This is a genomic window from Paenibacillus sp. PAMC 26794 (genome assembly GCF_000316035.1).
Taxonomy (GTDB): domain Bacteria; phylum Bacillota; class Bacilli; order Paenibacillales; family Paenibacillaceae; genus Paenibacillus.
Genome location: NZ_ANHX01000017.1, coordinates 188,727 through 200,097, shown reverse-complemented (window position 1 = coordinate 200,097; position 11,371 = coordinate 188,727). Strand labels below are relative to the sequence as shown.

Genomic DNA, 11,371 nt, shown 5'->3' with positions numbered 1-11,371 from the left:
AGCGTTCGTCCTTTATCACCGGATTTTCCCTGAAGAAAAGGGAATCGAAAAATCTGGGGATAACAGCGATTGGAAGGTTATTCTGTCTTCGTAGTGTCTGTGTAAATAATTTTTAGTTCAACTAATATAATTCTGATTCGAGAGGAGAATTCAGTGATGAAATGGTCAATATCGGTAAAGCTACTGCTTTGTTTTGTTCTGTTTGCGAGTACAATGGGCATCGGTCTGGGAAGCAGTGGAGGGCAAGTCGCCGAAGCGGCAACGGACAATTACAGATTTGATTTTGGTTCGGGTGCTGTTGAGAGCGGTTACACAGGCGTGTCCGCAGGAGATGCCTATACGCCTACGAAAGGTTATGGCTTCAACACACCTGCACAGATGAGGAATGTGTCTGCCTCAGGAAGCGGGGTTAAGAGTGACGCTGTGCAGTTTCTGACTTACGGCACCAAGAGCACCAATACCTTCAATGTGAATCTGTCCAATGGCCTATATGAAGTTAAAGTGGTCCTGGGCAATACTGCCAGAGCCAGCGTGGCTGCAGAAGGTGTCTACCAGATCATTAATATGACGGGCAACGGGGCAACGGACCAGTTTCAAATTCCGGTGACTGACGGGCAATTAAACCTGCTGGTTACAGAAGGAAAGACAGGTACCGCCTTCACACTTAGTGCACTCGAAATCCGGAAGTTATCCAATCAGACCGTTACCAACCGCACGATCTACATTGGTGGTGACTCAACAGTTTGTAATTACTATCCGCTGGGTAGCAGTGTACAAGGAGGTTGGGGACAGCTGTTTCCGTCCTATGTGAACAATTCCACCTTCCAGGTCCGAAATATGGCGTCAAGTGGTCAATTTGCGAGAGGCTTCCGCGATGATGGTCAGATGGAAGCGATTCTGAAGTATATCAAGCCGGGAGATTATTTTATTTTGCAATTTGGAATTAACGATACCAATGCCAAGAATAATACAACGGAGGCGCAGTTCAAAGAGATTATGCGGGATATGGTGCGTCTGGCAAAGAACAAAGGAGCGACGGTCATCCTCTCCACGCCACAGGGCCGGGCAACGGACTTTAATTCATCCAACGTACATCAAGCGGAGAACCGCTGGTACAATCAATCCACCCGTGCACTCGCTCAGGAAGAGGGGGTTACCCTTGTTGAACTGAACAAGCTGAGTTCTGCCTATTTCACGTCTATTGGTCCTGCGGCAACACTTGCTCTGTATATGACAGGGGATAGTCTGCATCCGAATCGTCAAGGGGCTGCGGAGCTTGCACGTATTGTGGCTGCGGATCTGAGAAGACAGGGACTGAATGGATTCTGACTTTACTACTTAATCAGTCTGCATAATCAGTGGTTAATATGATCCGTGTATGAAAAATAAAAAAACACCCCCGGGAACAACCCGCGAAACGGGCGGCTGATCCTCGGGGGTATTCGTTATGCCTAGGCTGGGGATTACTCCATCATATCCTTGGCTTCATGGTTCACTTTTTTCCCTTTTAACAAGGGTTCCAGTTCATCTTGCACGCTCTGCTCCCACAGTGGTACATCTGTGCGATAGGCGGCCCGACCATTCAGATGTCCAGCGACCGGAGCCGTGATGAATACAAACAGGATACCTAACAACAAGCGGGCACTGATATAGTTATCGAAGTACCAGAAGTAGAAAAATGTAGCGCTTAATACGCAGAACACACCAAGCGTCATACTTTTGGTTGCGGCATGGGCACGCAGATATACATCAGGCAGACGAATAAGTCCGAATGCACTGAGTGCACTGAGTAGTGCACCGAGCAGTACGAGTAGACCTATAGCGGTTTCAGCGGCTACTTTAACGATCTCCATCATTTTTGAATACCGCCCCCCGTTCAATATAACGTGCAAATGCCACTGTACTTAGAAAGGCCAAAATACCAATCAGCAAGATAATATCCAGATAGGCTTGGGTTTGCAGCATCATCGACAGAACGGCAACGATGGCAATCACATTGATACCAATGGTATCCAGTGCCGTGATCCGGTCAGCCATGGATGGTCCCCGAAGCACCCTGTACAAGCAACCCAGAATGGCTAAGGAGAGAATGAGCAATGAGATGAACAACAGTGAGGATAACATTAACGCGTCACCTCCATAATTGCTTTTTCGAATGTGTTTTGGATATCATCTCTTAGTTTTTGTTCATCCTTGATATCCAGTGCGTGGATAAACAGTTTGCGTTGATTGCCCGAGATTTCAAGCGGCAGGGAACCTGGTGTCAATGAGATCAGTAAGCAGAGCAGAGTAACCTCCCAATCCGAGGACAATTGAGTTTTATACGTAAAAATACCGGGCCTTATATCTAGCTTGGGCTTGATAATCTGGCGTATAACCTCAATGCTCGCTCGCACCAATTCCTTGAACAGCAGATTAATCAGTTTGAAGATGGCCCAGACTCGCACAATATAGAAGCGCTGGGGGAAGAATCGGCGCATCCCCCCGATGAGAAGCAGTCCGAGCAGGTAACCTATGAGAAAACCAACACTATTCCAGGCGTTGTTCAGAAACATCCATACAAAAGCTATGATAAGATTCAGTACAATCTGAAAGGCCATAGACATCTACTCCTTCAATACGGCATCAATATAAATATTGGGATGCAGTAGAATATCGCCTGCGCGGGAGGTCAATTGGAACATGCCTTCAGCCCCCACACCCATTACGATGATGAATACAAACAGAATTCCGGCAGGAATCAGAAGGCCGTTCACCGCGTAAGGGCGTCTTGTAACCCCGGCAGGTGGTTCGCCCCAGAACGCTTGTATGAAGATGCGTAGTACCGAATATAACATCAACAAGCTCGAAAGCACCGCAATGCCGGTAAGACCATACAAGCCTGCCTGCAAGCCTCCTTCAAAGAGAAGCAACTTCCCTGGAAATCCACTAAATGGCGGCAAACCTGCCAAGGCAAGTGCGCTAATGAAGAACATCCAGCCGAGCAGCGGATAACGATGGATCAGCCCGCCCATGTTGTCGAGTTTGGATGTTCCGGCAACAGCGATCAAGGCACCGCCGAGCAGGAAGAGCAGTGTTTTGATCAACATATCATGCAGCATGTAGAAGAGCAGGCCTTCCAGCGCAGGGCGACTGGCCGAAGCCATACCGAAAGCGACAAAACCTACACCTGCAATCACGTTGTAGATGAGAATCTTGTTTACATCGCGATATGAGATCGCACCGATGACACCCAGGACCATCGTTGCACCAGCCATCCATCCGATTAGTGCATGGAAGAAATCCGGATCATGATAGAAGATCAGTGTGAATGTTCGCACAATCGCGTACAAGCCAACCTTGGTAAGCAATCCTGCGAACAATGCAGTGACGACAGCAGGTGGTGCCGCATAAGAGCCCGACAGCCAGAAGAACAGGAACAGTCCGGCCTTGATGCTAAATACGATCAGAAAGAGAACAGCAATCAGGGTAATGACCCCGCTCTGTCCCACTTCAGCAATTTTTACGGACAAGTCCGCCATGTTCAGTGTGCCAGTAATGGAGTAGAGGAAGCCGATGGAAGCGACAAACAGTGCTGAAGAAACGATGTTAATCAAGACATATTTGATCGTTTCCCGAAGCTGTCTTTCCGTACCTCCCAATACGATCAGTGCATAGGAAGAGATGAGCATCAGTTCAAAGCTGACAAACAAATTGAACAAATCTCCGGTTAGGAATGAACTGTTAACGCCCGCGATCAAAAAATGAAAGAACGGATAGAAGTGGTGCTCTTCCCGCTCCTTGTTCACACTGCAGAACGCATACAGCAGACATGCCAGTGCAATGATGGAAGCAGCAACAACAAGCAACGCAGACACCATGTCAGCAACAAGCACAATACCATAGGGAGGTGCCCAACCGCCCATATTAAGCGTTAGAATTCCAGTTTGAGTCACACGAGTAATGAGTATCGTTGAAACTGCTGCAGTAAACAAAAGTCCGATGACACTAATGATCCGCTGGATATTCGTTTTCCGGAAAAACAGCAGAGCCAGAACACCTGTAATCAAAGGCAACAGAATCGGCAGAACGACGAGATTATTCATATGGGCGCCCCCTTACTTCTTCCATATCATCTGTTTTCAGCTTCAGATAAGAACGATAGGAGAGAACAAAGAAGAACGCAGTGAGTCCGAAATTAATAACAATTGAAGTCAGTATCAAAGCCTGAGGAAGAGGATCGACATAGCGTTCAGCCATCTCCCCAAGCAGTGGTGGTGCCCCGGTTTTAAGTCGTGACATGGTGATCAAGAGCAGATGCACGCCATGAGTTAGTATGGACATGCCAAGTACGATACGGAGCAGGCTCCGCGACAAGATTAAAAAGACGGCAACCGCAAACAGAATGCCAACGGCTATACACATCAATATTTCCATATCAGCGATCCTCCCCGATCTGTAGAATGATGGTCATGGTGACACCCAGGACAGCGAGATACACGCCAAGATCAAACAGCATGGCCGTGGCGAGTTCTGTCTCTCCCAGCAAAGGAAGTTCGAAATAGCCGAAGGTTTGACTGAGGAACGGAACTCCGAAAATAAATGAACCTGCGCCCGTCAGTAAGGCTATACCCAATCCGATTCCTGTTAGAATACGGAAGTCAACGGGTAAGGCTTTGCGTATCGTATCAGTACTGAATGCCAGAGCGATCAATACGAGCGCTGCCGCTGTGACTAAGCCGCCGATGAAACCTCCGCCCGGATTGTGGTGACCTGCAAAGAAGAGGTGCATGGCAAACGTCAGTATGATGAACACAACGACCTTGGTAGTCGTTTGCAGCAATACATCATTACTTTGCAAGGGTACAGTATCCCATGAAGATGAGCTGCGTTCCCGGTTACCGTACTTTTTCGTATTGTCCGTTTCATCATCCAGAGCAGGTTCGGACTCCTGACTTTCGTCCTTCTTACGGAACTTCAAGCGGGCTCCGAGATCTTTTGCTTCTAGGTTCAGGTTAATCATGGAGTAGATGGATAATGAAGCTACGCCAAGCACCATAATCTCCAATAACGTATCGAAGCCACGGAAATCTACCAATAACACGTTCACGACATTTTTACCACCAGCCGAGTCATACGCTTCCTGAATGAAGAAGGTAGAAATGCTGTCCAGTGAGGCTGTTCCGCTTGCAGCTAGCGCAACAAAGGTCATCACAACGCCGACTGCAATCGCTACGATCATATTTACCGTGAGATAACTGCGGCTTGATTTGCCACGTTGAAGCTCAGGCAGATGGTAGAAACAGAGCAGAAACAGGGCTACAGATACCGTCTCGACTATCATCTGTGTTAACGCCAGATCCGGCGCGCGGAAGAGTACAAACAGCAGGGTTACGATGTAACCAACCGCTCCAGTCATTATGACTGCCGACAGTCTGTTCTTGGCAAAAGGAATCGAAACCGCAGCACCGATGAGCGTGACTAACAGAACGACCTCATAAAATGAGAAAGGTGCATTGCCCTGCAGATTCCAGCTAATATTTTCTCCTGAACGGAAGAAAGCATAGACCAACAAGGCAACCGTGAATGAGAAAATGTAAACCAGATAATTACGAACCGAGCCATTCATATAGGCTTCCGTCCATTTGCGTGCATAATGCTGAAGATTATCCAGTACGACATGGTACATATTGTTAATCGTTAATCCTTGTGGATAATGCTCATAAATATTCCTCCATCGTGGCAACAGCTTGTAGAGAGTGATTCCGAGAATCACAACTCCGATCGTCATCATCAGTTCCGGAGTCCATCCATGCCACAGGGAGAAATGTACATCGAAGCGCTCATTTCCATTCAAGAGGGATGGAAGCACAGCGGCCATTGCCGGTTCAATCAGTGATCCGGCCAGCAGATTCGGGAAGAGTCCGAATACGATGACAAGAACACCTAGAACAACAGGCGGAATGAGCATACCAGCGGGCGCTTCGTGCAGCTTCTCGGCAGGGATCTCGCTTTGGCTACGACCGAGGAATGTTTTGAACACGATAATAAGCGCATAGATCAGGGTAAACACACTTGCAAGCCAAGCAAATACCGGCAATAGAACACTCCAGGACCCAAGTCCAAAGATTCGCAGATGCGTGACTTCCACCATCGCCTGGAAGAATAACTCCTTGCTCAGGAATCCGTTGAAGGGCGGAATACCCGCCATGGCAAGTGAGCCGATCAGTGCTACGGTGAATGTGATTGGCATGAATGAAGCAAGTCCACCGAGCTTTCGAATGTCACGTGTACCCGTTTCATGATCGACAATCCCTACGACCATGAACAGAGCGGCCTTGAAGGTCGCATGATTAAACAGGTGAAGCAGCGCAGCGGTTATTGCCACGGTGTACATCGCAGAGGATTCGCCATATCCGAAGTAGAGAGCAGCAGATCCAACCCCTAAGAGGGACATGATCAGACCAAGTTGAGAGATGGTCGAATAGGCAAGAATCGCTTTGAGATCGTTTTTTTTCACCGCCAGGAATGATCCGTAACACAGAGTCAGAAGACCAACGCCGGTAACGAGCCAGAACCAGAGTCCCTGTCCGCCGAAGATCGGTGTAAACCGGGCCACTACGTACAGTCCGGCCTTGACCATGGTGGCTGAGTGAAGATAGGCACTAACAGGTGTTGGAGCTTCCATGGCATCCGGCAGCCAGATATGAAATGGGAACTGAGCTGACTTGGTGAAAGCTCCAATCAGGATCAAGATAAGTGCGGGTAGAAATAGTGCGCTTTCCTGAAACTGACCCAATCCTGTAATGGTTGCACGAATACTGAATGTTCCGGTAATGAGATACATCATCATGAATCCGGTAAGCATGGCGAAACCGCCAAATACCGTAATCAGGAATGATTTTTGTGCTCCTGAAGTCGAGGCTTTACGTTTGTAATGAAATGCAATCAACAGGAATGACGTAATACTGGTCAATTCCCAGAATCCGTAGAGCACGATCATATTATCAGACAGCACTACGCCCAACATGGCTCCCATGAACATCAACAGATACAGGTAGAAACGGTTCAGCGCTTCTTTCATATCCATGTAGAAGATGGAGTAGAGAACAACGAGGACACCGATTCCGGTGATTAGCAGTGTCAACATGAGGCTCAGACCGTCCAGATACAGGTTAAATCCAATGTCCAGTGAAGGAATCCACGGGATATTTCCGGATACGGTATTGCGCTGTGACACAGCGGGTATGAGACTCGCAAAGGTTACAAATAATAGTGCCGGGACAAGGAGAACCGGCCATCCCAAATGTAATTTACGGAAGAAACGATGCAGCATGGCAAGAAGAATGCCAGCGGCAAAAGGCAGAATAACAGCAACATGAAGCAGGCTCAACATTACACCCCCAATGTTTAGTATTTCGATTACTCTCTCTGTGACATACAGGCGCATGATCCTTTGAAGGATATGCTTGCTCTCTATATTCATAACCCAAGTATGTATATACAGAATCGTGTCTATTCTTTGAATGGAAGAAACACGGTGAAAATTTCAGTATAATATTGTATGGGCATGTATAATAAATAAACACACAATTTCCGATAAATATGAAAACGATTAGGTGACATTCCGTGTACTCTTTACAGCATAGTTATGTTGAAAAGCAAGATGGTTTCACCGTGTAATGGAGGAAGTAATGTCATTCAAAATTAGAACTGTGCTTACAGTCATCTTCGCTGTATTATCCTTGCTGGTTACCCTGACGATTGGTTCTATTTTTAGCCAAAAGTCATTTGTTGCTGTAGAGACTGAGATTGGTCACTCGCTTACAGGCACGGCCTCACAGGCTTCGGACAAGCTGGATCGGTTCATGTCCGCTCGCGCGGGGGAACTGGACCTGCTGGGCCGAATGGCTTCGTTGGAAGATGAATTCCAACCTGATGAGATTCAGATGCTGCTGGATCAGTTACAAGATAGCTTTCCCTCATTCTCATGGGTTGGATTCATGGACCCGAAGGGAAAAGTGTTAGCTGCCACGGATGGTATCTTGTTGGGGGGGAATTTAACAGAGCGACCTGTGTATCAGGAGGGAATCAAGGGTAAATTCATTGGAGATGTGCATAATGCAGTACTTCTTGCCAAGCTGCTTCCGAATCCAACGGGAGAGCCGTTGCAATTTGTTGATATCAGTTTTCCGCTGAAGGATAGCAAAGGACATATTCAAGGTGTGCTCGCTGCACATTTAAGCTGGGAATGGGCGAAGGAAGTCGAGGAATCCGTGCTCGCCCCATTGAAAAGGGAAGAAAAGGACATTGAGTTCTTTATCGTGAGCAAAAAAGAACATACAGTGCTGCTCGGGCCGAAGGAATGGATCGGTAAACCGTTGGTATTGCCCGGCATCGAAGAGGCCCAGCACAATAAAAGCAGTTGGTCTATTGAAAAGTGGCCTGACGGTAATGAATATGTGACAGGGTTTGCCTACAGCCAGGGTCATCTGGATTATCCCGGATTAGGTTGGACCGTAGTCATTCGTCAAGTCAAGTCGTCTGCTTTTGCTTCTGTGTTTGACCTGATGTGGTTTAATGTATGGTCAGGACTCGCCGTTACCGTGCTGTTTGCACTGATAGGCTGGTTTGTCTCACGTCTGATCTCTGCCCCACTTGTGCGTCTTACCAGAGTGGCCAATCGACTGCGTGCAGGGGAAGAGCTTGAGATTCCCGCGAATAAGGGGATTAAGGAGATTGAAGTGTTGTCCCGTTCGCTTCGGGATATGCTGACCTCTCTTATGAATAAAAACTCAGAGCTGGTCGTGATGCAGAATCTGGCACATTTTGATCAGTTGACTAATCTGCCGAATCGCACTGCCCTTGAAGTGTACCTGGAGGAGTCTCTGGAGACCGAAAGTGAAAATCACACGCTGACTTTTCTCTATCTGGATCTCGATGGATTCAAACGGGTCAACGATACACTTGGACATCAGACTGGAGATGTGCTGCTACAGAAAGTGGCCCAGCGACTGTCTGCTCTTGGTCAGGTGAAGGGTATAACAGTCCGATTGGGCGGAGATGAATTCCTGATTGTACTTCAGTCGGTTGGAAGTCATCCGAGGCAAGAAGCCAGCGCTTATGCAGAAGCCATCATTCAAAGTCTGAACAAGCCGTTTATTATTGAATACGAGCGAATCCGAATTGGATGTAGCATCGGAGGTGCTGAATATCCAACCAACAGCAACAACCCATCTGAGATTATCCGGATGGCAGATGAAGCGTTATATGAGTCCAAACGTGCAGGCAAGAACAGAATGACATTTTATTCCGAGTTGAAGCAAGATCGTTAGCGTATAATAACATTAGCTGGGTTATCCCAATCACCTTTGTGCGAATGTGCGTATAAACAAGGAGGGGTGAAATGTCTGGAAAATATACAACTGTACCTTACGGTTATGAACCACCTGCGGCCAGCCGCAAAGGTACACTGACTTTTTATGACTCGTTCGAACATGTGACTGATGAGCAACTCGAGCGCGCCGCTGCAACGGTGGATACTCGTTCATTCATACAGCTCGTGCTGTATCCTTTACACGAGAGTACGTTCAAGCGAATGAGCAAGGATATCATACAGGCATATTACAAAAGAGAAGACCGCCTGCATGATTGGCGGCGGGAACATCCAACTTCACGTATACGTGTGGAGGGGCTTGAGGGCAAGAGAAAGAAATATACGCCTGTGGATAGTGCGCTGCGCCATATCACTGCGGAATACCCGGCCCCTCACTTTCTTTATTTGACTGTAGAGATGGCGAATATGTTTGCTTCGTTTGATTCCTTCAAAGATTGGATCAAAGAGCTGCGTCTCATCATTGACGGATCGTCCGAATACCTGCATCCTAGGCTGGAGCAAAATCGTCATCGCTGGGAATGGGTGGAATGAAAACATAGATGTATGAAAAAGATCGGCCTGCTGATCGTATTCAAACCCAAAAAAAGTTGTGTTGTACAAACCGGAATTCCGGTGTACAGCACAACTTTTTTATTTATATTTTCTCTGCCAAGGACGAAGTCAGATCAAGTGATGTTACGGTTTTATTTTTACCTGTTCGTTTGGCGGCATACAGACAGGCATCCACTTCCTCGAACAATTTGTCTTTGGTCAGATTAGGACTGTAGCTTTTGAGACCGATACTCACCGTGATGGAAGCTCCTTCAAGTTCCAGATGACCCATCAGGGCAATCTTCTGACGAATCTGTTCCACCAAGGCATAGGCCTGCTTGAAAGATTTCTCAAACATCAATAAGGCGAACTCTTCGCCACCGTAGCGTGCTGCGATATCACTTGAGGTAATCGTCTCCTGAATGATCAGGGACATTTTCTCCAGCATGATGTCTCCAACCCGATGACCATAGGTATCATTAATGGATTTGAAGTTATCAATATCGATCAGGGCCAGATGCAGACTCATGCCACTGTTGGCATACTCAAATGCTTTTTCGTAATAATCCTTGAATGAGCTTTGATTATAAAGGTTGGTTAAACCGTCTGTTTTGGACTGTTTGGTCATAATGGCATTTCGTACAATAAGGTCCTGCTTGGCAAGCATGCTTGCCTGAAGATCGTCCAGCACTTCAACGCCGCTGGTTACGATAACCTGTGCTACATATGTACCAAGGATTAGAAAAGCCGGAATGGATACCATGTCAAATGAAGACAGGTAGGATCGGTAGGCTGGGTCGAACAGAACGAGAAGGTAACCGATCATCTGCATCAGGAAAACAATCCAGACTCTCTTTTTGCTGAAGAACAGAACTGAAGCGAAGATGGGTAACAGGCAGATGGCTAATATAATTCGAATGTCGTAATTGACATGAATTATTGTCCAGGCGATCACTGTGCTAGCCGCAGACATGGTATAGAAGGCATATGAACTGAAGCGCCGATCAACCCAACTCGCGAACAAAATGCATGAACTGCTAATCGCCGTAGGCCAGAACAGAACATTCATCATGAAATCCGCAGGCGTGCGATCATACTTCAGAAACAGGAAACAGCCAACCTGGATGGCGAAATGTGCAATGATGACAACCCAATAGGCATGGAGCATTTTTTGAATCCATTTGGAATGCTTGAACTCGTATTCTGTTGGAATGTTGCTATTGTGCGTATGGAAACCTTTCATATATCACCGCTGACTGCATCATAATGGTACGACAGAATCACTCTCGTATATGATGATTATAAATCACAATGAACAAAACGCAAATTAATATATTTGAGCATGAGAACTAAGCTTACATTATATTACATAGAGGATAGAGTGTGAAGTACAGGGGGAGCATTGTTGGCTATAACGTATCTGAGGAATTTGCTCATTCTGGATGCCATGAGATTACACGAACG

The 11,371-nt window shown here is 46.9% G+C and carries 10 protein-coding genes; 3 read left to right on the top strand and 7 right to left on the bottom strand.

The features are described 5' to 3' along the window. The first annotated feature begins 213 nt into the window (after positions 1–213). The gene (locus D829_RS0110555) at positions 214–1,329 is read left to right on the top strand and encodes a GDSL-type esterase/lipase family protein (protein ID WP_051153931.1); all 1,116 of its coding nucleotides are present in this window, start codon (positions 214–216) and stop codon (positions 1,327–1,329) included. Positions 1,330–1,463: 134 nt separating this feature from the next. Here D829_RS0110555 and mnhG read toward each other — a convergent pair whose 3' ends face one another. The 6 genes from mnhG to D829_RS0110525 are packed head-to-tail and all read right to left on the bottom strand — an operon-like array spanning position 1,464 to position 7,372. Beyond that, the gene (gene mnhG / locus D829_RS0110550; protein ID WP_017688856.1) at positions 1,464–1,856 is read right to left on the bottom strand and encodes a monovalent cation/H(+) antiporter subunit G; all 393 of its coding nucleotides are present in this window, start codon (positions 1,854–1,856) and stop codon (positions 1,464–1,466) included. After that, positions 1,840–2,124, bottom strand: coding sequence for a Na(+)/H(+) antiporter subunit F1 (locus D829_RS0110545; RefSeq protein WP_017688855.1), 285 nt, complete (start codon positions 2,122–2,124; stop codon positions 1,840–1,842). The genes mnhG and D829_RS0110545 overlap by 17 nt, the downstream gene beginning before the upstream one ends. After that, positions 2,124–2,600 carry a Na+/H+ antiporter subunit E gene (locus D829_RS0110540; RefSeq protein WP_017688854.1) on the bottom strand — a complete coding sequence of 159 codons (477 nt, stop codon included), beginning with the start codon at positions 2,598–2,600 and terminating at the stop codon, positions 2,124–2,126. The genes D829_RS0110545 and D829_RS0110540 overlap by 1 nt, the downstream gene beginning before the upstream one ends. A 6-nt stretch (positions 2,601–2,606) precedes the next feature. Then, positions 2,607–4,085 carry a Na+/H+ antiporter subunit D gene (locus D829_RS0110535; RefSeq protein WP_017688853.1) on the bottom strand — a complete coding sequence of 493 codons (1,479 nt, stop codon included), beginning with the start codon at positions 4,083–4,085 and terminating at the stop codon, positions 2,607–2,609. Further along, positions 4,078–4,416 (bottom strand): Na(+)/H(+) antiporter subunit C, encoded by a 339-nt coding sequence (locus D829_RS0110530; RefSeq protein WP_017688852.1) that lies wholly within the window; start codon positions 4,414–4,416, stop codon positions 4,078–4,080. The genes D829_RS0110535 and D829_RS0110530 overlap by 8 nt, the downstream gene beginning before the upstream one ends. Before the next feature lies 1 nt (position 4,417). After that, positions 4,418–7,372, bottom strand: coding sequence for a Na+/H+ antiporter subunit A (locus D829_RS0110525; protein ID WP_017688851.1), 2,955 nt, complete (start codon positions 7,370–7,372; stop codon positions 4,418–4,420). 301 nt (positions 7,373–7,673) lie between these two features. Here D829_RS0110525 and D829_RS0110520 point away from each other — a divergent pair, with 301 nt between their 5' ends. Together D829_RS0110520 and D829_RS0110515 are read left to right on the top strand one after the other, a co-directional pair. After that, positions 7,674–9,314, top strand: a complete 1,641-nt coding sequence (locus tag D829_RS0110520) for a diguanylate cyclase (protein ID WP_017688850.1) — start codon at positions 7,674–7,676, stop codon at positions 9,312–9,314. A 71-nt stretch (positions 9,315–9,385) separates the two neighbouring features. Then, positions 9,386–9,907 (top strand): hypothetical protein, encoded by a 522-nt coding sequence (locus D829_RS0110515; RefSeq protein ID WP_017688849.1) that lies wholly within the window; start codon positions 9,386–9,388, stop codon positions 9,905–9,907. Between the two features lie 103 nt (positions 9,908–10,010). Here D829_RS0110515 and D829_RS0110510 read toward each other — a convergent pair whose 3' ends face one another. Continuing rightward, complete coding sequence (locus tag D829_RS0110510; RefSeq protein ID WP_017688848.1) at positions 10,011–11,150, bottom strand: GGDEF domain-containing protein; 1,140 nt, start codon at positions 11,148–11,150, stop codon at positions 10,011–10,013. Positions 11,151–11,371 lie beyond the last annotated feature (221 nt).

Coding starts and splice junctions, on each gene's coding strand:
- D829_RS0110555 (WP_051153931.1), top strand. CDS start 214: ATGGGCATCGGTCTGGGAAGCAGTGGAGGGCAAGTCGCCGAAGCGGCA.
- mnhG (WP_017688856.1), bottom strand. CDS start 1,856: ATGATGGAGATCGTTAAAGTAGCCGCTGAAACCGCTATAGGTCTACTC.
- D829_RS0110545 (WP_017688855.1), bottom strand. CDS start 2,124: ATGTTATCCTCACTGTTGTTCATCTCATTGCTCATTCTCTCCTTAGCC.
- D829_RS0110540 (WP_017688854.1), bottom strand. CDS start 2,600: ATGGCCTTTCAGATTGTACTGAATCTTATCATAGCTTTTGTATGGATG.
- D829_RS0110535 (WP_017688853.1), bottom strand. CDS start 4,085: ATGAATAATCTCGTCGTTCTGCCGATTCTGTTGCCTTTGATTACAGGT.
- D829_RS0110530 (WP_017688852.1), bottom strand. CDS start 4,416: ATGGAAATATTGATGTGTATAGCCGTTGGCATTCTGTTTGCGGTTGCC.
- D829_RS0110520 (WP_017688850.1), top strand. CDS start 7,674: ATGTCATTCAAAATTAGAACTGTGCTTACAGTCATCTTCGCTGTATTA.
- D829_RS0110515 (WP_017688849.1), top strand. CDS start 9,386: ATGTCTGGAAAATATACAACTGTACCTTACGGTTATGAACCACCTGCG.
- D829_RS0110510 (WP_017688848.1), bottom strand. CDS start 11,150: ATGAAAGGTTTCCATACGCACAATAGCAACATTCCAACAGAATACGAG.